General features: G+C 62.9%; 24 protein-coding genes. 9 read left to right on the top strand and 15 right to left on the bottom strand.

Going from position 1 to position 21,453, the window contains the following annotated elements; all coding sequences use genetic code 11:
* Nucleotides 1-5: 5 nt before the first annotated feature.
* The 9 genes from ACX12D_RS27420 to ACX12D_RS27380 all read right to left on the bottom strand — a co-directional run bounded on the left by ACX12D_RS27420 (nucleotide 6) and on the right by ACX12D_RS27380 (nucleotide 6,073).
* The gene (locus ACX12D_RS27420) at nucleotides 6-311 is read right to left on the bottom strand and encodes a metal-binding protein (protein WP_459374166.1); all 306 of its coding nucleotides are present in this window, start codon (nucleotides 309-311) and stop codon (nucleotides 6-8) included.
* Between the two features lie 21 nt (nucleotides 312-332).
* A complete protein-coding gene (locus ACX12D_RS27415; protein WP_459374165.1) occupies nucleotides 333-1,040 on the bottom strand; it encodes a 2OG-Fe(II) oxygenase in 708 nt (235 codons plus the stop codon).
* A gap of 12 nt (nucleotides 1,041-1,052) precedes the next feature.
* Entirely contained in the window at nucleotides 1,053-2,117 is a 1,065-nt protein-coding gene (ada, locus tag ACX12D_RS27410) for a bifunctional DNA-binding transcriptional regulator/O6-methylguanine-DNA methyltransferase Ada (protein WP_459374164.1), read from the bottom strand.
* Between the two features lie 86 nt (nucleotides 2,118-2,203).
* Nucleotides 2,204-2,848 carry a DNA-3-methyladenine glycosylase family protein gene (locus ACX12D_RS27405; protein ID WP_459374163.1) on the bottom strand — a complete coding sequence of 215 codons (645 nt, stop codon included), beginning with the start codon at nucleotides 2,846-2,848 and terminating at the stop codon, nucleotides 2,204-2,206.
* 2 nt (nucleotides 2,849-2,850) lie between these two features.
* Nucleotides 2,851-3,402 (bottom strand): methylated-DNA--[protein]-cysteine S-methyltransferase, encoded by a 552-nt coding sequence (locus ACX12D_RS27400; protein WP_459374161.1) that lies wholly within the window; start codon nucleotides 3,400-3,402, stop codon nucleotides 2,851-2,853.
* 52 nt (nucleotides 3,403-3,454) lie between these two features.
* Nucleotides 3,455-3,646, bottom strand: a complete 192-nt coding sequence (locus tag ACX12D_RS27395; protein WP_459374160.1) for a hypothetical protein — start codon at nucleotides 3,644-3,646, stop codon at nucleotides 3,455-3,457.
* Nucleotides 3,647-3,668: 22 nt separating this feature from the next.
* Nucleotides 3,669-3,929, bottom strand: coding sequence for a hypothetical protein (locus ACX12D_RS27390; RefSeq protein WP_459374159.1), 261 nt, complete (start codon nucleotides 3,927-3,929; stop codon nucleotides 3,669-3,671).
* A gap of 2 nt (nucleotides 3,930-3,931) precedes the next feature.
* The gene (locus ACX12D_RS27385) at nucleotides 3,932-4,624 is read right to left on the bottom strand and encodes a 2OG-Fe(II) oxygenase (protein ID WP_459374158.1); all 693 of its coding nucleotides are present in this window, start codon (nucleotides 4,622-4,624) and stop codon (nucleotides 3,932-3,934) included.
* A gap of 555 nt (nucleotides 4,625-5,179) precedes the next feature.
* Nucleotides 5,180-6,073: an AraC family transcriptional regulator gene (locus ACX12D_RS27380; protein ID WP_459376538.1), complete on the bottom strand. Its 894-nt coding sequence runs from the start codon at nucleotides 6,071-6,073 to the stop codon at nucleotides 5,180-5,182.
* 280 nt (nucleotides 6,074-6,353) lie between these two features.
* Between ACX12D_RS27380 and ACX12D_RS27375 the strand changes: the two genes are divergently transcribed.
* The 6 genes from ACX12D_RS27375 (at nucleotide 6,354) to ACX12D_RS27350 (ending at nucleotide 11,748) form a co-directional block, all read left to right on the top strand.
* A complete protein-coding gene (locus ACX12D_RS27375; RefSeq protein ID WP_459374157.1) occupies nucleotides 6,354-7,094 on the top strand; it encodes an SDR family oxidoreductase in 741 nt (246 codons plus the stop codon).
* Nucleotides 7,095-7,162: 68 nt separating this feature from the next.
* Nucleotides 7,163-7,924, top strand: a complete 762-nt coding sequence (locus ACX12D_RS27370; protein ID WP_459374156.1) for an SDR family NAD(P)-dependent oxidoreductase — start codon at nucleotides 7,163-7,165, stop codon at nucleotides 7,922-7,924.
* A gap of 59 nt (nucleotides 7,925-7,983) precedes the next feature.
* Nucleotides 7,984-8,832 (top strand): SDR family oxidoreductase, encoded by an 849-nt coding sequence (locus ACX12D_RS27365; protein WP_459374155.1) that lies wholly within the window; start codon nucleotides 7,984-7,986, stop codon nucleotides 8,830-8,832.
* Nucleotides 8,833-8,995: 163 nt separating this feature from the next.
* Nucleotides 8,996-9,745 carry a TetR family transcriptional regulator gene (locus ACX12D_RS27360; RefSeq protein WP_459374154.1) on the top strand — a complete coding sequence of 250 codons (750 nt, stop codon included), beginning with the start codon at nucleotides 8,996-8,998 and terminating at the stop codon, nucleotides 9,743-9,745.
* Nucleotides 9,735-11,078, top strand: a complete 1,344-nt coding sequence (locus ACX12D_RS27355) for an ABC1 kinase family protein (RefSeq protein ID WP_459374153.1) — start codon at nucleotides 9,735-9,737, stop codon at nucleotides 11,076-11,078. The genes ACX12D_RS27360 and ACX12D_RS27355 overlap by 11 nt, the downstream gene beginning before the upstream one ends.
* 154 nt (nucleotides 11,079-11,232) lie before the next feature.
* Nucleotides 11,233-11,748 carry a DUF2867 domain-containing protein gene (locus ACX12D_RS27350; RefSeq protein ID WP_459374152.1) on the top strand — a complete coding sequence of 172 codons (516 nt, stop codon included), beginning with the start codon at nucleotides 11,233-11,235 and terminating at the stop codon, nucleotides 11,746-11,748.
* Nucleotides 11,749-11,906: 158 nt separating this feature from the next.
* On the opposite strand, the gene ACX12D_RS27345 is transcribed toward ACX12D_RS27350, so the two are convergent.
* The 3 genes from ACX12D_RS27345 to copC all read right to left on the bottom strand — a co-directional run bounded on the left by ACX12D_RS27345 (nucleotide 11,907) and on the right by copC (nucleotide 13,942).
* A complete protein-coding gene (locus ACX12D_RS27345) occupies nucleotides 11,907-12,488 on the bottom strand; it encodes a histidine phosphatase family protein (protein ID WP_459374150.1) in 582 nt (193 codons plus the stop codon).
* Nucleotides 12,489-12,701: 213 nt separating this feature from the next.
* Complete coding sequence (locus ACX12D_RS27340; RefSeq protein ID WP_459374148.1) at nucleotides 12,702-13,571, bottom strand: CopD family protein; 870 nt, start codon at nucleotides 13,569-13,571, stop codon at nucleotides 12,702-12,704.
* Complete coding sequence (gene copC, locus ACX12D_RS27335; protein ID WP_459374147.1) at nucleotides 13,571-13,942, bottom strand: copper homeostasis periplasmic binding protein CopC; 372 nt, start codon at nucleotides 13,940-13,942, stop codon at nucleotides 13,571-13,573. The genes ACX12D_RS27340 and copC overlap by 1 nt, the downstream gene beginning before the upstream one ends.
* A 395-nt stretch (nucleotides 13,943-14,337) precedes the next feature.
* Here copC and ACX12D_RS27330 point away from each other — a divergent pair, with 395 nt between their 5' ends.
* The 3 genes from ACX12D_RS27330 (at nucleotide 14,338) to ACX12D_RS27320 (ending at nucleotide 16,384) form a co-directional block, all read left to right on the top strand.
* Nucleotides 14,338-14,721 (top strand): DUF2946 family protein, encoded by a 384-nt coding sequence (locus ACX12D_RS27330; RefSeq protein WP_459374146.1) that lies wholly within the window; start codon nucleotides 14,338-14,340, stop codon nucleotides 14,719-14,721.
* A gap of 90 nt (nucleotides 14,722-14,811) precedes the next feature.
* Nucleotides 14,812-15,855 (top strand): transporter, encoded by a 1,044-nt coding sequence (locus ACX12D_RS27325; RefSeq protein ID WP_459374145.1) that lies wholly within the window; start codon nucleotides 14,812-14,814, stop codon nucleotides 15,853-15,855.
* Complete coding sequence (locus ACX12D_RS27320; protein WP_459374144.1) at nucleotides 15,845-16,384, top strand: TlpA family protein disulfide reductase; 540 nt, start codon at nucleotides 15,845-15,847, stop codon at nucleotides 16,382-16,384. Before ACX12D_RS27325 ends, ACX12D_RS27320 begins: the two co-directional genes overlap by 11 nt.
* Nucleotides 16,385-16,490: 106 nt before the next feature.
* Here ACX12D_RS27320 and ACX12D_RS27315 read toward each other — a convergent pair whose 3' ends face one another.
* The 3 genes from ACX12D_RS27315 to ACX12D_RS27305 are packed head-to-tail and all read right to left on the bottom strand — an operon-like array spanning nucleotide 16,491 to nucleotide 21,383.
* Entirely contained in the window at nucleotides 16,491-17,549 is a 1,059-nt protein-coding gene (locus ACX12D_RS27315; protein WP_459374143.1) for a HoxN/HupN/NixA family nickel/cobalt transporter, read from the bottom strand.
* Nucleotides 17,550-17,602: 53 nt separating this feature from the next.
* Complete coding sequence (locus ACX12D_RS27310) at nucleotides 17,603-19,117, bottom strand: PepSY domain-containing protein (protein WP_459374142.1); 1,515 nt, start codon at nucleotides 19,115-19,117, stop codon at nucleotides 17,603-17,605.
* Between the two features lie 7 nt (nucleotides 19,118-19,124).
* Nucleotides 19,125-21,383 carry a TonB-dependent receptor gene (locus tag ACX12D_RS27305; RefSeq protein WP_459374141.1) on the bottom strand — a complete coding sequence of 753 codons (2,259 nt, stop codon included), beginning with the start codon at nucleotides 21,381-21,383 and terminating at the stop codon, nucleotides 19,125-19,127.
* Nucleotides 21,384-21,453: the final 70 nt, after the last annotated feature.

Genomic DNA, 21,453 nt, shown 5'->3' with positions numbered 1-21,453 from the left:
AGCGGTCATGACTGCACTCGATTTCGTGATGTAGGGCGGCTTCCTGTGGCTTGCGTCCTCTTCCAGGCCGCGTATCGGTCAGGCATGCAAACCGCACACGGCCGGAAGCAGGCGGCGATAGCGATCGACTCGTCGAGAAAGAAGACTCGCTGTTTGATATAGCCCCCGCGGGCGATGGACTGCAGGGCCGCTCGGCAATCCAATCTGCCGTAGATCCGCCCGCCTCGATGGCCACCGAGTGTGCCTGGCACCGAACTCTCATAGGGCTTGCCGTCCCGTCCGATCAGCGTCCAGGCTCTCGATTCGGTCATGGTCCGATCCACCATCCAGGCTCACACAACATGATGGAACGTGAGTTCCACGCCAATACGTTCACCCTGCCGGACGCGACTGATCGCGTGCTTGAGGTTGACCCGATAGTCGCCACGCGTGCCTTTGAACGGGCGCTGAGCTGTCGTGATAATGGCTACATCGCCAAGTTTGAGCGGAACGACCAGTGGCCGTGATTGCATGCGTGGGCGCTGCTCCGTCATGACAAACTCCCCCCCGAGGAAGTCGTCACCCGGTGTCGTAAGCAAGGCAACGACTTGCATCGGGAATACGTGTGCTGCATCACTGCGTTGGTGCAACGCGACGTAGTCTCCGGCACTCAGCCGGCTCAGGTAGGACTGGCCGCGCTTCTGTCCCGCCGCGCTGCATTGCTGGAGGAACGCTGCCAATTCCTCTGGATAGCGGTAAGTTATGTCCAGTCGCTCGTTCCACGCGTTGGCAATTGCCGCGAGCTTGGGATAAAACGCTTCGCGCAGCGACTGCCACGGGTCCGGTAAGTTCTGATCGAAGTAGAACAGATCACCTTGCCCGAGATCGGTGGTCGCCAATGGCGTTCGGCGAGTCTTTCCGTCGAAATCGGTCCGCCGCGCCAGCTCGCGCGCCTGATCGGCTGCAAGCAGTCCCGGAATCACGGCGTAGCCATCTGCCTCCAGGTGGCCGTCTATGGCAAACCAATCCAGTTGATCGAGCGCATCGGAGAATTGCGTCATGGCAGCATCTTTTCAGGTTTGAGCTTCGCGTTGGAGCAATTCGCGCTTGCGATCCACGCCCCAGCGGTAGCCGGCGAGATCGCCATCGCGCCGCACGACGCGGTGGCATGGAATGGCCACGGCAATGTGGTTCGCAGCACAGGCCTGCGCTACGGCACGCACGGCCTTGGGAGCGCCGATGCGCTCGGCGATCTCCGCGTAGCTCACGGTCGTGCCCGGCGGAATCTCGCGCAGAACCCGCCAGACGCGCTCCTGGAAGGCCGTGCCCTGTACGTCCAACGGTAAGTGCAGACCGATAGCCGGTGCCTCGATGAACCCCACTACCTGGGCGATCAATTGCTCGAACTCAGCATCGCCGCCGATAAGCCGAGCCTTGCGGAACTGGTCCTGCAGGTCACGCACCAGCGCATCCGGGTCGTCGCCCAACAGAATGGCGCAAATGCCGCGCTGGCTCTGCGCGACCAGAATGGCACCTAGCGAGCATTGCCCCACCGCGAATCGAATGACCGCCCCGGTGCCGCCTGCCAGGTAGTCTCGCGCCCGCATGCCCAGCAGATGGTCGGAGGCTTCGTAGAACCGGCTATTGGAGTTGAAGCCGGCACCATAGATCGCGCTGGTGACCGAAGCGTTGGGTGTGCTCAACTCCTCCCTCAGCTTGCGGGCACGATAGGCCGAGCTGTAGGCCTTGGGGGTGAGGCCCGTTTCGGCCTTGAACAGACGGTGGAAATGGAACGGGCTCATGCCGATTTCGGCTGCCAGGTCGTCGAGCTGGGGCGGTGTCTCTGACGCCTCGATCAGGCGACAGGCACGCTCCACCAGCGCGGCGCGCTCGGCTGCCGCGCTGGTCTGGTCGCCACGTGCGCGGCGGCTGGGGCGGTAGCCCGCCGCTTCGGCAGCTTTTGCCGAGTCGAAGAACTCCACGTTTTCGCGCTTGGGTAGCCGTGCCGTAGAGCTAGGCTGACAGTACACACCCGTGGTGCGCACGGCATAGACGAAGTGCCCATCGGCCGCGACATCCCGTGCCTGCACAGCTTCCCAACGGGTATCCTCGGTTTCGTAAGCATGGGTCGTACTCATGGCGACAGTCCTGGAATCGTTAATCACAGAGACAGGATAAGCAGGAATTCATTCGCAAGAACTCCGATTCTTGCGAATGAATTTCATCATGTAGGCGGCAGTCGCCACAAGTACCAGGCCGCGACAGTCCGCCAGGGACTCCAGGCCCCGCCGATCTCGCGCATCTGCCGAGGTGTCGGCGCCTTCTCCAAGCCCTTCAGGCGCCGATAACCCTCGCGCACGCCGAAGTCGTCCGCAGGCAGGATGTCTGAGCGCTCCAATGAGTAGATCAGGAACATTTCGACGGTCCAGCGCCCCACGCCACGCAGGGAGACCAGGCGCTCGATCAGCGCGGCGTCAGGAAGGCGCCGAGCTTCATCCAGACTGGGCACGATTCCGTCCACCGCGGCCTGCGCGATGCCACGTAGGGTGGCCAGCTTGGTGGCCGAGAAGCCGCACGCCCGCTGTGACTCGGGATCGGTCGACAGGAGTTGTGCCGGCGATGGGAAGGGGGCTCCCGGATAGAGCGCCAGCAGTCGCGCAAGAATCGCATCGCCGGCCTTGGCGTGCAACTGCTGGTAGGCGATGGCGCGCACCAAGGCTTCGTAGGGCTCGCGCGCAGGTTTGGTCTCATGTCGGCATGGGCCAACAATGGCGATATGGCGTGCCCAGTCTGCATCCAGGCCGGACAAGTACTGTGAGGCCCGTTCGTACGCGAGCGCAGACAAGCCGGCAGCAATGGTATCGGCCAAGATCAGATCCCCGGCAGCATGGCGGTCTGGGGTTCGGCACGCTCGGGCGCGATCGCCCTCTCGTGTTCCAGTAGCCAGCGTTTACGGGACACCCCCCATGCGTAACCCTTGAGGTCGCCATTGCTGGCGATGACCCGATGACACGGTACGATGATGGCGATCGGATTGGCGCCATTGGCCGCACCGATGTCGATGGCCGCGCGCGGATCGTCGAAACCCAGTTCCTTCGCCAGCTTGCCGTAGGTCGTGGTCGTGCCGGCCGGAATGCGGCGCAGCGCGGCCCAGACCCGGCGCTGAAGCTGAGAACCAGCGGTTTCAGTCCGCAGGGCATCCAGCGCGCCTGATTCACCCGCAAAATAGCGAGCCAAGGCTTCTGCGATCTCGGAAGGGGCCGGAACGTCAACCAGCTCGACACTGCCATAGTGGTCGCGCAAGCTGCGATGCTGGCGCGCCTTGTGGTCGGCAAAATCGAGCCCGCGTACGATCTGCCGCGCATCGGTGACGAGCAGTAGGCCGCCCAGCGGCGACTCCAGATAGCTCAAGAACATTCGCATGATGCACTCCTTGTTGAATGAATCGGTGGCTCACTTGGGGTGGTCAATCTGCTCATCTCAGGCGGGTGACGCCCCAATCGCCAAACAAGTAGGCCTCGCCGCTTTCCATGTGCAGCTCGATAGCGCCGGTATCGCCGACCCGCCATTGCGCCGTACCAACGTCCACCAACGACTGGCAATAGGCCTCAATCTGGCGGCGCGCATCGGCTTGTTCGTTCGTCGCTTCTATGAATATCGAGTGCATGGGGGCGCCTTGGCAACTGCGGCTACTCTAGTTGTGTCATCGCGGGAAAACACTCCGACTCTTGCTCTTGAATTCCGATGCCCATCCCGCTGTGCGTCAGCGCAACCGACACGGCGAAGCCTGCAGGCGTCACCATGTGCCGAAATGGCGACATGGTGGCGATGTCAGGAATGGCGGGCATCGGCTCGCTCACAGTCGGCAGTGCGAATCGGCGCAGCACAAAGGCGCTTGAACCCGGGCGCAGGCGTTCGCCACTTGTCCCGAAGAGTTCAAGCGACGCCATGTTCACCTCGAATCGTGGAAGATAAGCCCCACCGTATGCCGCTTGCCGCTGCGGATGCGGCTGACGCCATGCCGCATCGCCACTTTCTTGATGCCGCGCAACCCCGTCGCTGGCCGCTGATTGACGGTGAATACCACCGCATCGCCCTGGCGCAGTGCGACGACATCGGCGCGTTGCCCTTTGGCCGAAAACTCTGTCATGACGAACTCGCCACCGGCGAAGTCCCTGCCGGGTTCCGACAAGAGAATTGCCACCTGCAACGGGAAAACGTGCTCGCCGTAGAGATCCTGATGCAGGCAGTTGTAGTCACCTTCGCCATACTGGAGGATCAGCGGCGTCGGCCGCGTCTGCCCGGCCTGGTGACATCGGTCGAGGAATGCATCCAGCTCATCCGGGTATTGCGTGTCGATTCCCAACTGCCGGTTCCAGCGGTTGGCGATCGGCACGAGTTGGGGATACAGCGCATGTCGCAGCCAATTGAGCAGCGGTGGCAATGGGTATGTGAAGTATTTGTATTCACCCCGCCCGAATCCGTGGCGAGCCATGACGATCCGAGCGCGAAAGCCTTCCTCCCTCGAGTACAGCGCCGCGAGCTCATCGCATTGCGCCGCAGCCAGCAGGCCAGGCAGGACGGCATTTCCATGGGCATCAAGCGAACGCTCCATGTCCATCCAGTCGCAAGTCAAGCTCTCCATGGGGCTATAGCGCTCCGCAATGGCCCTCATTGCGCGCGGAAGAGGGCGCAGATGCCCCGCTGGCTTCGTCCAACGAGAACCATACCCGGCAAAGTCTGGCCGACGGCGAATCGAATAGGTCCCTTTACCCGGCTTCCCGGGGTACGGAAGTTGTACTTGAACGTGGGAAAAGAACGAACTCTCATGGCAAATCGCTCACGTCGGCTTTAGGGTGTCGTAAGTGTAGACATTCACACCCCCTGAGAAACTCCGATCTTTGCGGTTGAATTCTTTGGCGGCGCGACTCACCAGCGGGGGCATCTGGCGATGACAGGAATCCGCGGCCTCATCCTATCCGGTACGCCCGGTTTCCTGCTCAGGGTTCATCGAAACCATTCGATGCCCTGAGCAAGAGAATAGGCATCCTCGCCTTGTTCAAAACTCCGATTCTTGCTGCGCAAACCAATCCGAAGATCGACGCACCGTCTACGCCAGTGACGGTACCTCGTCGCCTGTGCGAGCGGTGCGCAATGGGGTTCGCAACACCTGGCGCCTTGTTGCCTTGCGGGCCAGTTCCTACATGCCGAAGCTAACCGCCGGCGAGAGCGTGAACGACTCGCGCATGTCGCGCACCTCCTCGATCGGTGTACGGCCAAACAGGCGCTTGAACTCGCGGCTGAACTGGGACGCGCTTTCATAGCCCACGCGTCCGGCCGCCGCCGCTGCCGTCACGCCGTCGCGGATCATCAGCAACCGGGCCTGATGAAGGCGGGTGGACTTGATGTACTGGATCGGGGATGTCTGCGTCACCGTACGGAAGTTGGCATGAAATGCCGGCACGCTCATGCCCGCTTCCTCGGCAAGGCCCGCGACGTTGAGCGGCTGGGCATAGTCGGCATGAATCCGCTTGAGTGCCCGCGCCACGCGTCCAAAGCGGCCATGATGGGCAAGCGCCGCGCGCATGGCGCTGCCTTGCTCGCCCGTCAGCACGCGATAGCAGATCTCACGCACGATGGCAGGCCCCAGGACCTGGGCATCCAGCGGTGCCGTCAACGCCTCAAGTAATCGTATCGTGGCGTTGGCAAGGTCTGCGTCAAGCCGCGTGGAAACGATGCCGGTCGGATGCGACTCGGGATGAAGCCCGGCGGCCCCGATCTGCGTGATCAATTCGCTGAGTTCAATCAGGTCCAGGCGAATGGACACTGCGAGCATGGGCTCCTCTGGCGTGGCCTGCGTCTCTGTCGAGAATGGCAGCGGCACAGATAGCACGAGATAGTGCTGCGCATCGTAGACATAGACCCCATCGCCGAGGAAGCCGAGCTTGCGCCCCTGACAGACAATCACGATGCTCGGCTCATACAGCACTGGCGTACGCCCGAGCGGGCGGTCGGAGCGCATCAGCCGCACGCTGTCGAGCGCCGATTGGGTGTAGCCCTCATTGGGCGCCAGCCGCTCAAGCAGACGGACCATCCGGATGGACGCAGGATTGCGGACCTTCGACACCGCTTTCTCCTTGTCTTGCGATGGTTGCCATTCTAGCCCCTGGCTCCGTGCCCGTCGCACGGATTGATAGAAATAGGCAAGAACGCCATCGGTCCGTGTATTCGCCCCGGCGCCGGCCTTCTCTACCATGCATTCACCGGCCGACGAAACCGTATTCATTTCCTGGCGGCCGCTCCTGGCAAGGGATCTCGCGCGGCAGTTGCCGCTAGATGCCTCCAAATCCGAACCGACAATAGGAGTATGCAAGATGGCAATCCCATCCACCGAATCGAAGGTCATCCTCATCACGGGCGCCAGCAGTGGCATCGGGGAAGGTGTCGCCCGATTGCTCGCCGCGCAAGGTCATCGCCTCGTCGTTGGCGCGCGACGCACGGATCGGCTGATCGAACTGACCGAATCACTGCAATCGGCCGGCGGCACGGTCCGCTATCGCGCGCTCGACGTCACCTCGGCGGACGACGTTGCGGCATTTGCGCGCTTCGCGCTCGATGCCTTCGGCCGCATCGACGTACTGATCAACAACGCTGGCGTGATGCCGCTCTCGCCGTTGAATGCGCTGAAGGTGGCTGAGTGGAACCAGATGATCGACGTCAATATCCGCGGCGTGCTGCACGGTATCGCGGCCGTTCTACCGACGATGGAGCAGCAAGGTCAGGGCCAGATCATCAATATCTCGTCGATCGGTGGCTTGTCCGTATCGCCGACCGCAGCTGTCTATTGCGCCACCAAGTTCGCGGTGCGCGCCATTTCCGACGGACTGCGTCAGGAGACGGACAAGATCCGCGTAACCGTCGTCTGCCCGGGTGTCGTGGAGTCCGAACTCGCGGACTCGATCACCGACGACACCGCACGTACGGCAATGCAGGAGTTCCGCCGCATCGCCATCACCCCAGGTGCGATTGCCCGCGCCATCGCGTACGCAGTGGAGCAGCCAGCGGATGTGGACGTGAGCGAGATCGTCGTGCGTCCGACAGCCAGCCCCTTCTGAATACTTGGAGCGCATGGAACGCATGGAACCCGTGGGCCACATCGCACAAGCCTATCAAGGAGAGCATCATGACGTCACGCAATGAAGCAACCGGCGCCTTCGCAGGCAAGGTCGCCATCGTTACCGGCGCCGCCAGTGGCATCGGCCTGGCCACCACGGAACTTCTGCATGCGCAGGGCGCCAACGTGATTGCCGTTGGACGCAGCGCCAACGTCGAGGCATTGGCTCGCCCCGGCATTGTCCCGCTCGTGGCCGACGTTGCGCGCGAGCAAAGCGCCGCACGGGCTGTATCGACCGCCATCGACCAGTTTGGCAGGCTGGACATTCTCGTCAACAACGCCGCCATCATCATCAACAAGCCCGTTGTCGACATGTCGCTTGAAGACTGGAACAGCATCCAGGCAGTCAACGCAACGGGCGCATTTCTGTTCTCGCGTGAGGCGATGCGCGCGATGATGCGGGCCAGGTCTGGCGCGATCGTCAACGTCGGGTCCTACGCGTGCTACCAGGCATTCCCGCTCATCGCCGCCTATGCGGCCTCGAAGGGCGCACTGGCGCAACTGACGCGCGCGTTGTCGCTCGAAGCGATCGAGCACGGCATCCGTGTCAATGCAGTGGGAGCCGGAGATGTCGTGACCAACATCACCAATCACATCCATGCGGACGGTCAGGCGTTCCTGGCCGAACACGGCAAGAAGGCTCCCATCCGCCGCGCGGCGCAACCGAAGGAAATTGCAGAAGTCATTGCATTCCTGGCGTCGGAGAAAGCCAGTTTCATTGTCGGCGCAGTCGTCATGGCAGACGGCGGCATGAGCGTCGCGCTGCCTTGAACGTATCTCGTTCATTGATCCATTGATCCATTAATCAATAGCCCAACAGGAGCATCATCATGAATCCAGTATCCCGCACCTGGTTTGTCACCGGCGCATCGAAAGGCGTCGGTCAAAAGCTCGTCAGGCACCTGCTAGCACAGGGTCATCGCGTGGCAGCAACGTCCCGTACTGTTGGCTCACTGGCACAGGCGGTCGGTGACGCATCCGACAAATTCCTGCCCCTTGAGGTGGATCTGACCGACGACCATAGCGTCCACAATGCGATCGAGCGCACCGTAGAGAGGTTTGGCTCGATCGACGTGATTGTGAACAACGCCGGCTATGCGCAGCAAGGGACCGTCGAGGCGCTGTCCGACGAGGAGATTCGCCAGAACTTCGAGGTCAACCTCTTTGCCCCGCTGCTCGTGCTGCGGCACGCCTTGCCGCATCTTCGCGAGCAGCGGGGCGGCCACATCATCAACATTGCGTCCATTGTCGGCTACCAAGGCGGCTATGCCGGCTGGAGCAGCTACGTGGCGAGCAAGTTCGCGCTGGCCGGCTTGACGGAATCGCTGGCTGCGGAAGTCGCCGAATTCGGCATCCACGCGACGGTGGTCTATCCGGGACCGGTGCGCACCGACTTTCTGTCAAGCGGCGCGCTGGCGGTAGCCAGGCGCCAGATTGACCAGTACACGGCGGCCAGGGCTTCGCTCGACTTGCATCTCGGCACCCTGCATGGCCACCAGGCCGGAGACCCGGACAAGCTGGCGCTGCTGATCATCCAGGCCGCGAGCGTCGAATCGCCGCCATTGCACCTGTTTGCGGGCAAGATCGCGAACGAGCTCGCGGCAGGCAAGGCCGAGGCGGTGGGGAAGGACATCGACGCGTGGAAGGGTTCCTCTGAAGCCACCGATTTCATCGAGTAGCCGGAAGGGGTTACCCCAGTATTGTTACGACAGAAGCGGCAATTCGTCCGTCGCAGTTTGGTGCCTGACTTCGGCGGATGCGCATCTGGAGTCTGAAATTTCGAAAAGATACTTGCTATCGTTTGCGTGTGCTATATTTGCTCGTAAAGGATAGCAAGTACGTATGAAGACCACAAAATCCAAGCAACAACAAACTCAGCGTCTGATCTTGCAAGCCACAGTCGACTTGATGACCGAACACGGTTTCGACAGCGCCAGCATGAAACAGATAGCTCGCGCTGCTGGGATTGGCGACGCCACGATCTACAAATACTTCCCCACCAAGGAAAAATTGGTGCTGGGGTATTTCGAACAATCGATCAACGATGCCATTGCCGCAACCCTCGGCACTACGGGCTTTGCCAGTTATACGCTGCAAGAACGTTTGCAGCGCCTGGTGGACGCATTGCTGGACATATTGTTGGGCGATCGTGAATTCGTCGCTGTCGCGCGTGAGCTGGTGGGCAAGTCGCCGACGCTGATGATGGGCGACGCGCTGCCCGGAAAGCTCGCCATCAAGCAACAGGTTGTCGCCTTTCTCGATGCCGCCGAAGCGGCCGGCGGCATTGCGCCTTGCGACTTCAAGCCGCTTATCGGCGGCCTGTTCGCGGACTATTTGCTGGCGGTGATCGTGTATTGGCTCAACGACAGCTCGGACGAACTTGCCGACACGACCCGCTTGGTCGATTTGACGCTGGCGTTGCTGGTGCAGGCGCTGGAGAGCGGCTTGCTCAACAAATTGTCGGATCTGGCCGGTTTCCTGTTGCGCAGCCAACTCGCGCGCCTGATGCAAAACGGCTCGGCCTTGCTCGACTTGGTGCAGCTTGCTCGTCCGCTCATGCGTTATCCGAAAGCCGCTAGCCATGGCGCGTAACGAAAAACTCTCCACCGGCACGCTTGCCAGGGGAACGATCACCGGTCTGGCTGTCGCGCAAGCTGGAATCGTTCATCTGGGATACCTCGCACGCAACCGCTCCGACGAAGAAGCTTCCGAGGCGCAGCAGGCACGGCACGAAGCCGAGTTAGGACGAATCCTGTTTCGTGCGCTCAATCGGCTCAAGGGCACGGCACTGAAGACTTCGCAACTGCTGAGCATGGAGGCGGGATTGCTGCCGGAAGGCGTGCGCCTGCAACTGGCGCGCGGTTTCCATCAGGCTACGCCGCTCAATCGCGCGCTGGTGCACAGGGTTTTCAGGCAAGAATTCTCTCGAGATGCCGACCGGCTTTTCCAACGCTTCGACCCGCAGGCTTTTGCCGCTGCGAGCCTGGGGCAGGTACATCATGCGGAATTGCACGGCGGCGAGCGGGTGGTCGTGAAGCTACAGTATCCCGGCATCGCTACCTCGATCGGCGTCGATATGCGGATGATCCGCACCCTATTGCAAGGCTTGCGGCGAAGTACTGATCTGCTGCCCGACAGCGAAATCGTCGAGCGGTTCATGGCCGACATTGAATCCAAACTCGCCGAAGAAGTCGATTACACACACGAAGCGGATCAATTGCGTTGGTTCGGCGCGCATGCGTCGTTACCTGGGATATTTGTCCCACAACCGATTGCGAGCCACAGCACTCGGCACGTGCTCACAATGCAGGCGGTTGACGGCCTGCATCTGGATGCCTGGCTGGCCACGAACCCGACACAGCAGGCGCGCGATCGCGCTGGGCAACTGCTATTCGATTGGTTCTTGCAAAGCGTCTTCGTATGGCGGCGCTTGCACGCCGATCCGCATCCCGGCAATTTCCTTTTCCTGGCGGACGGTCGAATCGGCGTGGTTGACTTCGGCTGCACCAAGACGATTTCCCCCGACTTTGCCGCAGCTGTGGCGAAAGCATGGTGCGCGGTACTGCGGCACGGGCCCGGCGGCGACTGCGAGGCGTTGCGGCATAACTATGTCGGCTTTGCAATGATTTCGCCGAATTTGTCGGCCGACGAATTTGAGCGGGAATTGATGCCCGCATTGGCGCCGTTGCAGGCTTGGCAGATCGCGCCTTTCCGCACGTCGCGCTTCGACTTCGCAACCCGATCGCCGTACCCCGCATTTGAGGCACCGCAGCAGCGGAAGATCGCTCGCTACATCACCGGTTTTCGTGACGAGGTTCCGTATTTTGAACGGACTTACCTGGGCCTCAACCACATGCTCAGAGCCTTGGGCGCAAAGGTGTCGACCGACAACCCGTGGATCCACCAAGGAACATCAATATGGTAACCGCAACGGCGTGGATTATTTTTTCCCTTGGCGTCATTCATTGCATCGCCGGGGTGTCGTTGAACTATGTTGGCCGCAAACAATCGCCACAGTAGGGAAATCGAAGCCGTATTTTTTCAGGATTCTGACCGCACTACATTTTCAGAGCTTACTCATGACAAACAAAGTCTTGCTGATTCCCACGCCGACGGCGGCAATTCGTGCGTCAGGATTGTCACGCATTGATTTCGCCGATGCTTATTCCGGTCAGGCAGATCGAACCTACGTCGACGCCGAACAAGCAGCGCGCGCCGTGTTCTCCGATCCGCCACCCATGGTCAGATGTCTGATGGCCTTGCGTAACGGAATCGTGGCGCCGTTCGGACTAAAGGCAAGTATTGACTTTAGCGATCGCGGACTGGGGAAGATTGACGTGTTTCCGATTATTTCAAGTACGGGCGCTGAAGTCGTCGTCGGCGGTGACGACAAGCATCTGGATTTTCGGATCTGGATAAGCATTAAACCGAGTCTGAAGGGATCGGAAGTGACGATTTCAACCTTGGTCAAAATCAACAATCTCCTTGGAAGAGCCTACTTGTTTGTCATCATGCCGTTTCATAAGCTCCTCGCTCGCTCGCAGCTGCAACTGGCGGTCAATCGGCGCGACAACGTGTCTCCGGAAGCCAGGTAGGCCTCCAGGTCGCACTGCGGTGCAACGACCATCCTCGACGCCGACGGGCAATGCTGCACATGCACCACACTTGCGGGCGGGCAGGTCATACCAAGAAACGATAGCCGCGTCGCCGGACGAATCCTAGGCTTTAGCCAGCAAGTGCTGAACACCCCCGGTTAGCAGGCAGCATTGTTATTTTGTCGGAAGTGAAAAACAGTGTGTTCCCAATACTTTCTGGGTGATTTTCCCGAACACAACCACCCCATTTTTTTGAGATATCTGGCAATGAACCAGTTTAGTGAGCCGTGCCCAACAAACAACACCGCACCGTGAGTGGAAGCCGTCTCGACCAGATGCTCGGCACAGCGGTAAGCTCTCTCTCTAGCCGCTTTGAATGGCTCTACATTTTCTGAATATCCGAATGCCCAGGCAAGCCGAAAAAATACCGACCACAGTGGTAGCGAGAGTTTCGGGATGTGCCACGCTGCATGGGGCATCTCCATCTCCCGGAACATGGAGTCACAAACACCTATACGCTTGACACCCAGAAGTCTCGCAGACTCCAACGAGCGCACCAGGTTGCTGCACACGGTAAATGCGCATTGATCGGCTTGCTCAATTGCGATCTGTGGAGGTGGGTATTTCGTATCGATACCGGCGGCATTGTATTTCTCAACCCAAACGCCGAACTCTGCTGCATTCAGTTTGCTTTTCTTGTCGATTTGAGGCTTTCCATGTCTCATCAGAACGATTTTCAACCAAGATCTCCCGCTACGGTAACTACCCTCTGGCACGCGAATTTAGGCGAGGATCAGTTAACAGGCCGCTTGTAGCCGTTCCACTCCAAATAAGCCCTCGCGCTCGTCCGTCGATTATCGACGATCTAGGCAACTACGTCGAACACGGATGGACAGTTAGCCAGGCGGCGGCGCAGGACACGTTCGTCGGCTCCCGCGTGGGCATCTCATCGACTACATGGATGGCATGGTCGAGCCAAGCCTGGCCGCAAGTAAAAGTACCAGCACCAGCAGAACAGCCTCGGCGGACAGGCAAAGCGCGAACGGTTTTCGGGCGGACGCATCGCCCTGCAGCAGGCGGGGTAATGCAATCCAACGGTTCCACGCGCCCAAGGCCGCGGCTAGTCCCACGACAATCAGTTTGACCGTCAATCGTTGCTCATAGGCGCCGAATGAGACTTGCGCTGCGTCCAGTATTCGCCATACGTTGAATAGGCCACTCACGACAACCAGGGTCAGAGCCAGCGCGGCGACCTGTGACAGCCGTTGCAGGAAGGCCGTCTGCCATAACACATTGGCTTCAGGCCGGCCCAGTAGTATTGCCTGGGAGACCATCACGCACCCTGCCCATGTGCAGCCAGCGGCAATGTGGACAACATGTACGAGTACCGCCGCACTGAAGGTGCCAGCCTCGGCCGCATGACCCGTAGCAGCGCGTGCGCCCACGAACAGCGTCAGGCTGGCAGCCATGGCGCCACGCGGCCAACGCCCCGGCGGTCCCGCCGACTCTCGTGAACTGGCAATACCGGCCGCGATCAAGGCGACGGCGCCGAGCCACCACATGGCGCCGTTATGCGTATGCCGCAGCACGAGCCAGACCGTGGGGAGGAGTTCACCGGCCGGCTCATCCGCCAGCGCCAGCGCAAAAGCCGGCAGGTAAGCCAGGAAGACGCACGCCAATAGCAACAGGCAGCTTCGCATCCAACGCTGCGCCGAGTCGGGAGGCAATGCCGGCGACAGTGACCAGACGCCGAGTGTGGCGGCAAGCACCACCGACACGCCACCGCCTAGCCACCAACTCAAGGCGGTTGCGAGGTCTTCCATTACTCAACCGTGAAGCGATAGCGACCCTTGGTGCGGTGTCCATCGATGGACACCACGTTCCAATCGACCGTGTAGTTGCCAGGAGCCAGCTTGTCGAGCGGCACGCGCAGCGTTTTTGGGGCGGCCGCGTTGAAGGCCGCCTTGTTGGCCGTGACCCGCTTGCCGGCACCATCCGTCACTTCGATCTTGCTGAGTGCGCCTTCCAGAGGCTCGGAGAAGTCGAGCCGCACCTCCTGCGGCGCGGCCTGCGTGGAGTCGGCAGCGGGCGCTTGCTGCTGGAGATGCGTGTGCGACCATGCGGCAGCGGCGTACAGCAGGGCGATGGCACCCGCGGTGATCCGGATGGGGGAGAACAAGCGTTGAATCGGCATGGGGAATCTCAAAATACAACATTCAGCCGGTCGATTCTATCGCACGGTCAGCACAAGTAGCCCTCACGGTATGTGCGAAAGCAGACCTAGGACACGGAGCTATCTCATCGCGCCGGTTCACAGCTGAGCGCGATGCCCCAAGCGCCGGCGACGGGCGACGTCGTGCTGGCTTCTTAGAACAGCGTGGCATAGCGTACAGAGTGCGGGGAGATGCGGCGTAAGCTGACTACATGAATGGACAGGGGGCCGTTTGCGATGACATCCGGCGCAAATGCGAATCCGGCGGCAGTGGGTGCGACTCGGTGTCACACCCCCGTCTAGCTGGATCAAGCCTAAAGCGTTCTTTCAGGCGGCGGCTCGCCACTATAATCGGCCACCCATTTTCGCGGCGCAACATGTCCTTCACCCGTCGGCTCGTCTTCTGGCTCGCGTTGCTGGGCATGGCGTTGCACTCGCCATGGCCCACGATGGCCCACGGGCAAGCGGCCGGGGGGATGGTAGATCACTCGATCTGCAGTGCGAGCGGCATACGTGTCGTCTCGGCAGACGATCAAACGTCCCTCGATCAGGACGCCCCTGGCAGTCACCAGAGCCTCGACGATTCCCTTTGCTGCCTGGTCTGCGCGGATCTCGGCAGCACCGTTGCCATACCGCACGCGCCGTTTGTCTTTCAGCCGCACCTGAGACAGCTTGGCCTTGTGCGGCCGGTGTTGCAGCCGGATGCCTATCGGCCTCCGGGCATTCTTCGCGCGACGGCCCGAGCGCCGCCCTTGGCATGATCGGCTTCGCCTGATCGCCCGCGCGCTATACGGGCGCGCGCCCATGCCACGGGCGGACCACCGGTCCGCCCCCGTATCGCCCTGAACACCATGAATCCGATCCTTCGCGCCGGCACCGCGGGTGCCGCCTTGCTGCTTCCCTCGTTTGCGTTCGCCTGTGCCACCTGCGGCTGCTCACTCAGCGCCGATGCCGCCATGGGCTACTCCACAATGCCGGGCTGGCGCATCAGCTTCGACTACAGCTTCATCAACCAGAACCAACTGCGCCATGGGACAGGATCCGTCCCCGCCACGCAGGCTGCCGCAATCAACGACGCCGGTGGCAACCAGGAGGTGGAGAAGCAGACAATCAACCGTTACTACAACCTGGGACTGAGCTACAGCCCGAATAGTAGTTGGAGCTTTAGCACGATTGTTCCCATCATTGACCGCAGCCACACCACGTACGGCAACGCGACTTCCGACCAGCTCACGCCGGACAACGTGAGTGGTGTGGCCGCCAGTGGCCTGGGCGATATCAAGCTCATCGGCACCTACCAGGGTTTCCTGCCCACCCGAAACCTGGGTGTGCAACTTGGCGTGAAGCTGCCCACGGGCGCCTACGGAGGCCAGAATGTCGCCACCGGCGCCACCGTGGGGCGCCGCCCGGTGTTCTTCTCGTCAGGCCCGAATGCGGCTGCGGGCCAGGCGCTCGACGCCAGCCTGCAGCCCGGTACCGGCAGCACCGACCTGATTCTTGGCGCGTACTATTACCAGCCGGTCAGCCAGAATTTCGACGCGTTCATCAACGGCCAATTCCAGGCGGCGATGATGCAACGCCTGCACGACTTCAATGCGGACTATCGTCCCGGCAATCTCCTGACCGTGAGCACCGGCCTGCGCTACGTAGCCAACCCAAAGGTGGTGCCCCAGCTACAGTTCAATTTCACTCGCAAGAGCGCAGACCAGGGCGCACTCGCCGATACCATCAGTACTGGCGGTAGCGTGCTCTACCTGAGCCCCGGGGTCACCGTCGCCGTGAGCGAGCATGTGCACGTGTACGCCTTTGTGCAGAAGTCAATCTATAGCAATCTTCAGGGATATCAGCTCTTCCCTCGCTGGACTGGCAACTTGGGGGTGTCCTATGCATTCTGATCCCTCCTCTCGTCGCGACTGGATCCGGAAGGCCGCCGCTCTTGCCTGCGGACCATCGCTGGCTGGCTGGCACGCATCGGCGAGCGCGGAGAGCCTGGCGGTGGGGCGGCCTGCGCCACCGCTGGTGCTGCGCACGCTCGACGGGCGCACCATCGATACGCGGGACCTGCATGGCCAGGTAGTCGTACTCACGTTCTGGGCGACGTGGTGCGGCCCGTGCCACACAGAGCTTCCTGTCTTGTCGACCTATGCGGCGGCGCACGCCCGCGAAGGGCTGACCGTGCTCGGCTTCAGCCTGGACACGCCGGACTCGCTCGCCGATGTGCGCAAGATGGCTGCCAGTCTCGCCTTTCCGGTAGGACTGCTGGGTAGTGCCTACGCGGGCGGCTACGGCCGGGTCTGGCGTCTTCCAGTGAACTTCACCATCGACCGCGCGGGGATCCTCGCCGATAACGGCTGGGATGATGCCAGCCCGGCCTGGACGGCCGAGCGGCTGGAGCAGGTCGTCACGCCTTTGCTGAAGCGGTAGCTGGACAGGGCCTTGGGTGACATGCATTGCGGGCGGGGTTCTTGGGCATGCCGATTCGCGGCCGACGCAACAGCTTTATTGAGCGGCACGCGCTTCCACCATACCTTCACCCCATCCTCACCTCGATTTCGTCATAACGCCGCACCCGGTACACCACCATCGAGATCAGCCAGCTCAGCACGAACACGCCGATGATCACATAGCCGAGCATGCCGAAATGCGCGTTAAGCGCGCCGATCACATCCCACAGCCCGCCTTCGAGCCCGAGCTTGTCGGCGATCAGCCCGAGTGCTTCGATGCCGCCGATGACCACCGCGACCACCACCGAGACCAGCGTGATGGTCATGTTGTAGTAGAGCTTGCGGATCGGCTTGGTGAAGGCCCAGCCGTAGGCGCCCAGCATCAGGATGCCGTCGGTGGTGTCCACCAGCGACATGCCGGCGGTAAACAGCGCGGGGAACACCATGATGGTCCAGAATGGCACGCCCTTGGCGGCTTCGGCGGCGGACAGGCCGAACAGCGCGACCTCGGTCGCGGTGTCGAAGCCGAGGCCAAACAGCAGCCCCATCGGGAACAGGTGCCAACTGCGGCTGGCCAGCCGGAACAGCGGGCGGAACAGCCGCGAGAGCACGCCGCGGTTGTTCAGCAGCAGGTCCAGGTCCTGCTCCTTGATCGCTTCGCCGCGCTTGACCGCGCGGAAGGCGCGCCACACGGAGATCAGGATCAGCAGGTTGAAGAAGGCCAGCAGGAACAGGAACAGCGCGGAGACGCTCGTGCCAATCATGCCGCCCACGGCTTTCATGTCGGCAAAGCGTGTCTGCAGCGCGGCGGCGGCAACCGCGATGCCGATCGACATCAGCGTGACCACGGTGGAGTGGCCGAGCGAGAAGAAGAAGCCGACCGTCACCGGACGCTTGCCTTCCTGCATCAGCTTGCGCGTGACGTTGTCGATGGCGGCGATATGGTCGGCGTCAACGGCGTGGCGCAGGCCGAGCGTGTAGGCCAGCACGGCGGACGCCAGCAGCATGGGGTGGTCGCGGAACGCTGCCAGTGCCCACAGCCATGCCCCCACGTTGGCGGCGATCAGGAAGACGTAGAGCGCAATGACCTTGCGGCGCACGTCGGCGTCCTGGTCGTTGAAGATGCTGGCTAGAAAGCGGAACATGAGCGGTCCGTGAAAGATCGGGGATTCTGAGTGGATGGACGCCAGGCCGGGACTCATGCCCGCCGGCGGCGCCCGCGGAACAACCTGCGCCAGCCAATCACCACGCCACTGACGCAGACTACCAGCCCGGCAACCGAAAGCAACCAGACCGTTGCGTCCCAGGCCGGGCGATGGCGCACTAGCCAGCCAAAGTCCCAGCTGTGCGCGGCATGGAACAGCCACCGGTAGGCGCGGCGGCTGCGGTCGCTGCGGCCCAGCAGGTTGCCGGTGTCCGGGTCGATGTATGCCCACGTCGCGCGATCGTCGTCAAAGCGCACGCGCAGCACCGGCAGCTTGCGCGGCTGGTGGTGGCTGTACCAGTAGGCGTCATCCTCGTGCTGCAGGTCGTGGCCGGCGACGGTGGCGTCCGGCATCAGCCGCGCGGCTGCCTGGGCCAGTGCCGCGGCCGAGAATGCCAGCGGCGCGCCGGTGTCGGCGCGATAGGCTTGCGTCGTGGCCGCGGTCGCCACCAGCATGACCGGCACGCCGGCCTGCCAGGCCAGCTTGATCTCCCTTGGGGGCCCCGCGGTGTTGGACAGCAGGCCCGCCAGCGTTGCGCCATCGCCGGCGGGGAAGTGCGGCAGGGTTGCTCCGGCGTAGCGTTCCAGCGCCGGCTGCGCAAACGCCCGTCCCGGAAACCACTGGTTGGGGTTGACCGAAAGCCAGCCGCTGGCCAGCCACGCCAGCAGGAACAGCGATGCGGCCAGCCCGGCGATATGGTGCCAGGCCATCCAGCCGTGATAGGGCGAGGTGCCGCGGACGCTGCCGTGCGCAAACCGGCGCCGCACGCGCAGTCGCAGCCAGCCGATCCAGATGCCGCTGACGGCCACGGCAATGCACGCGCCGGAGGTCCACAGCACTACCTGCCGCCATAGCGGCGGGTCGGCCCGCACCGGCGTGAAGTACAGCCAGTGCGGCACCGAGCCGAGCCAGTTCCAGAATCGTTCGGCGCGGCTCGTGTCGCGCATCACCTCGCCGGTCCTGGCAGACACATACAGCTCGGAGCCGGCCGCATCGTCCAGCGCAATGCGATGCAGCGGCCGCCAGGGATTGAGCCCGTTGGGCACGGTCCACTGGTCGCGCTCCGCGGTTTCCACCCAGCGCGCGCCCGCCGCACCGGAGAAACGCTGGGCGATGGCTTGCGCGGCGACGCCGTCCACCTGCTCGATGCGGGCCGCGTCGCGGGCGGAGACGGTGTAAGGCTTGCCGTTCCAGTCGATCATCCGGTAGACCGGGTGCGCGCCCATCATCTCCAGGCGCAGGATGCGCGGAAAGCGGGTGAGGCCCGCGCTGGCCATTGCGGCATCCGGCGTGATCCTTACCCCGGGCAGGTCCAGCGGCGGGAGCCCCGCGTGGCGCTCGGCGTCGGTCAGCGCGGGAAAGGCCACGTACATCATGACCAGTCCCGAGAGAAACCACATGGCGATCAGCAGGCAGCCCGCGATCCCGGCCCAGCGGTGCACCAGGTAGAGCCAGCGGCGCGTGAAGCGCCAGCACGCTTCACGCCAGGACAGGGGGGTGCTTGCCATGCCCGGCCTAGAAGTAGAAGTTGGCCGACAGCTCGGCCGCGCGCGGCCGGCCCAGCAGCCACTGGCTGCCGCTGTTGCCGGAGGATTCGGCGTAGTCGCGGTTGAACAGGTTGTACACGCGCAGCGTCAGCGCCGTCTTGCGCGATACGCGCCATTGCAGCGAGGCATCCACCACCGTGTACGACGGCATGGTGGTGGTATTGGCGTTGTTGGTGTAGCGCTTGCCCACGTAGCGCAGGCCGCTGCCTGCCTGCCACTGCGGTGCGAAGGCCCACGTCAGCCACAGGTTGGCCGCCTGCTGCGCAACGCTGGTGGGCACATTGCCATTGCGCGAGACCAGCGCGCCGTTCACGCTTTCCGCGAAGTTGTCGAAGCGGGCGCGCAGCACGGTGCCGTTGGCATCCAACCGCAACCCGCGCATGAGTTCCACGCTGACCGAGGCCTCCAGCCCGCGCGAGGATTGCTCGCCCACCTGCACCGACAACGCCGGGTTGTTGGCGTCGCGTGTCAGCAGGTTCTTCTTGACGATCTGGTAGGCGGTAAAAGTCCACTCGCCGCGCTGGTTCCAGAACGATTGCTTGACTCCGGCTTCGATCTGCCGCCCGGTGGCCAGCTTGAAATCCTTCTGTGCGTCCGAGGTGGAGATCAGTGCGTTCAGCGGATCGGTGGCGGTGGCGTACTGCGCATACACCGACAGGGCTGGCGTGAATGCGTAGACCGTGCCCGCGCGCCACGTGACGTTGTTGAAGCTGCGGGTCCAGTCGTCACCCGTGAGCAGGTTGCCGCGTTCCAGCTGGGCATGGTCCAGCCGCACGCCGCCAATCACCGACCATTGCCGGGTCAGCTTGAGGCGGTCCTCGCCAAACAGCGCGGCTTGCGTGGTGTGGGTGCGAAAGCGCGGCGACGTGACAATGCCCGGCGGGCTGAAGAACTGGCCCGGGTCGAACTGGTAGGCATTGACCGTGGATGCGCCGCCATAGGGCGAGTTGCTGCTATTGGTGTAGTTGATGCGGTTGACGTCGAACCCCACCATGGCGGTATTGGCCATGCCGAACAGCTGGCCATCGATCTTCAGGTCGGCGCGGTCGCCCACCTGTTCCTGGTCGTGCAGGATCTCCAGGTAGTCGGTGCGGCGCACCTGGCCCGTCGCGGGCAGGAAGGTATAGGACTCGGCGTCGCGCCAGTGGCGCTGGCTGGTGAGGTAATAGAACTGGTTGCGCACCGTGACCCGCTCGTTGGGCTGCCACTGCGCCGCGAGCCGGGTCCAGCGGTCGCGGTAGGTGATGTCGGCATCGCCAACGTTGTAGTTCTTCTTGCGCAGCGAGGTGTCCAGGCCGCCACCCGCCAGCGGCGTGCCCAGGTATTGCATCGGGTGCTGGTCGGCATCGTCATAGGACAGCGTCAGGTTGAACTCGGGCGATACGTCCAGCCGCACCGCGGCCGACACCGCCAGGCTGCGCGAGTCGCCCCGGTCCACCCAGCCGCCGGAGCGGTTGTAGCTCGCGTTGAAGCGGTAGGAGAGCGTCTCGTTGACTGCGCCGCCGCTGTCGAACGCCGCGCGTGCCGTTTTTTGCGTGCCGCCGGTGAGCTGCAGCTCGTTGGCGATCGGCGCGCGCATCGGCTTCTTGGGGATCACGTTGACCACGCCGCCGATGGCGCCTTCGCCAACCATGACGGAAGCCGCGCCGCGCAGCACTTCGATGCGGTCCACGGACCAGGTATCGAAGGGGAAGGTGACGGTGCCGGAGGCCACGTAGAGGCGCGTGCCATCGTACAACTGCATCACCGAGCCTTGGCCAGCGAAGCCGCGTGCCGCGAGCGCCGTGCCGCCGTTGCCGGGCGCGCCATTGGACGTGATGCCGGTGGCGCGGGTCACGGCCTCGCGCACCGACCAATCGCCGCGTTCGCGAATGGTGTCGCCGGACAGGACTTCCACGCTAGCCGGCGTTTCCAGCGGGGTCAGGCCAAGGCGGCTGCCGGTGCTGGTGGGCTCGGACAGCGCGAGCCCGGGCGGCTGCGAGGCGCTGCTGACTACCACTGGCGGTAGCATCGTGCTGCCGCGCGACGGCTGCGATTGCGCTCGCTCCGAAGGTTGCGCATCGTCCGCCGCCCAGGCGGCATCGGCGCCGAGGCCGGCGAAGGCCCCCAGCGATAGCGCGAGCGCGCAACGGTGCGCGAGCTGGCGCGGCTTGGGCGCATGACGACGTTTTCGTGGCGTGACGGCCGCCGATGAGGCGGTACGGGCAATGCGAGGGCGCGCGGACATGAGCTTTCCATCATTGGCCGTGGGCGACCCCGCCCGGCGGCAATAAACGAACCAGCCGCGGACGAGCGCG

The sequence above is a fragment of the Cupriavidus sp. PET2-C1 genome (genome assembly GCF_054515855.1).
This window is presented reverse-complemented; position numbering and strand designations above follow the sequence as displayed.

What these genes read in the sequence shown, in the direction of transcription:
- ACX12D_RS27385 (WP_459374158.1), bottom strand. Translation starts at nt 4,624, where the DNA reads ATGGAGAGCTTGACTTGCGACTGGATGGACATGGAGCGTTCGCTTGAT.
- ACX12D_RS27330 (WP_459374146.1), top strand. Translation starts at nt 14,338, where the DNA reads ATGTCCTTCACCCGTCGGCTCGTCTTCTGGCTCGCGTTGCTGGGCATG.
- ACX12D_RS27340 (WP_459374148.1), bottom strand. Translation starts at nt 13,571, where the DNA reads ATGGAAGACCTCGCAACCGCCTTGAGTTGGTGGCTAGGCGGTGGCGTG.
- ACX12D_RS27350 (WP_459374152.1), top strand. Translation starts at nt 11,233, where the DNA reads ATGACAAACAAAGTCTTGCTGATTCCCACGCCGACGGCGGCAATTCGT.
- ACX12D_RS27355 (WP_459374153.1), top strand. Translation starts at nt 9,735, where the DNA reads ATGGCGCGTAACGAAAAACTCTCCACCGGCACGCTTGCCAGGGGAACG.
- ACX12D_RS27370 (WP_459374156.1), top strand. Translation starts at nt 7,163, where the DNA reads ATGACGTCACGCAATGAAGCAACCGGCGCCTTCGCAGGCAAGGTCGCC.
- copC (WP_459374147.1), bottom strand. Translation starts at nt 13,942, where the DNA reads ATGCCGATTCAACGCTTGTTCTCCCCCATCCGGATCACCGCGGGTGCC.
- ACX12D_RS27360 (WP_459374154.1), top strand. Translation starts at nt 8,996, where the DNA reads ATGAAGACCACAAAATCCAAGCAACAACAAACTCAGCGTCTGATCTTG.
- ACX12D_RS27420 (WP_459374166.1), bottom strand. Translation starts at nt 311, where the DNA reads ATGACCGAATCGAGAGCCTGGACGCTGATCGGACGGGACGGCAAGCCC.
- ACX12D_RS27305 (WP_459374141.1), bottom strand. Translation starts at nt 21,383, where the DNA reads ATGTCCGCGCGCCCTCGCATTGCCCGTACCGCCTCATCGGCGGCCGTC.
- ACX12D_RS27400 (WP_459374161.1), bottom strand. Translation starts at nt 3,402, where the DNA reads ATGCGAATGTTCTTGAGCTATCTGGAGTCGCCGCTGGGCGGCCTACTG.
- ACX12D_RS27325 (WP_459374145.1), top strand. Translation starts at nt 14,812, where the DNA reads ATGAATCCGATCCTTCGCGCCGGCACCGCGGGTGCCGCCTTGCTGCTT.
- ACX12D_RS27365 (WP_459374155.1), top strand. Translation starts at nt 7,984, where the DNA reads ATGAATCCAGTATCCCGCACCTGGTTTGTCACCGGCGCATCGAAAGGC.
- ACX12D_RS27315 (WP_459374143.1), bottom strand. Translation starts at nt 17,549, where the DNA reads ATGTTCCGCTTTCTAGCCAGCATCTTCAACGACCAGGACGCCGACGTG.
- ACX12D_RS27320 (WP_459374144.1), top strand. Translation starts at nt 15,845, where the DNA reads ATGCATTCTGATCCCTCCTCTCGTCGCGACTGGATCCGGAAGGCCGCC.
- ACX12D_RS27380 (WP_459376538.1), bottom strand. Translation starts at nt 6,073, where the DNA reads ATGGTCCGTCTGCTTGAGCGGCTGGCGCCCAATGAGGGCTACACCCAA.
- ACX12D_RS27415 (WP_459374165.1), bottom strand. Translation starts at nt 1,040, where the DNA reads ATGACGCAATTCTCCGATGCGCTCGATCAACTGGATTGGTTTGCCATA.
- ada (WP_459374164.1), bottom strand. Translation starts at nt 2,117, where the DNA reads ATGAGTACGACCCATGCTTACGAAACCGAGGATACCCGTTGGGAAGCT.
- ACX12D_RS27395 (WP_459374160.1), bottom strand. Translation starts at nt 3,646, where the DNA reads ATGCACTCGATATTCATAGAAGCGACGAACGAACAAGCCGATGCGCGC.
- ACX12D_RS27390 (WP_459374159.1), bottom strand. Translation starts at nt 3,929, where the DNA reads ATGGCGTCGCTTGAACTCTTCGGGACAAGTGGCGAACGCCTGCGCCCG.
- ACX12D_RS27375 (WP_459374157.1), top strand. Translation starts at nt 6,354, where the DNA reads ATGGCAATCCCATCCACCGAATCGAAGGTCATCCTCATCACGGGCGCC.
- ACX12D_RS27310 (WP_459374142.1), bottom strand. Translation starts at nt 19,117, where the DNA reads ATGGCAAGCACCCCCCTGTCCTGGCGTGAAGCGTGCTGGCGCTTCACG.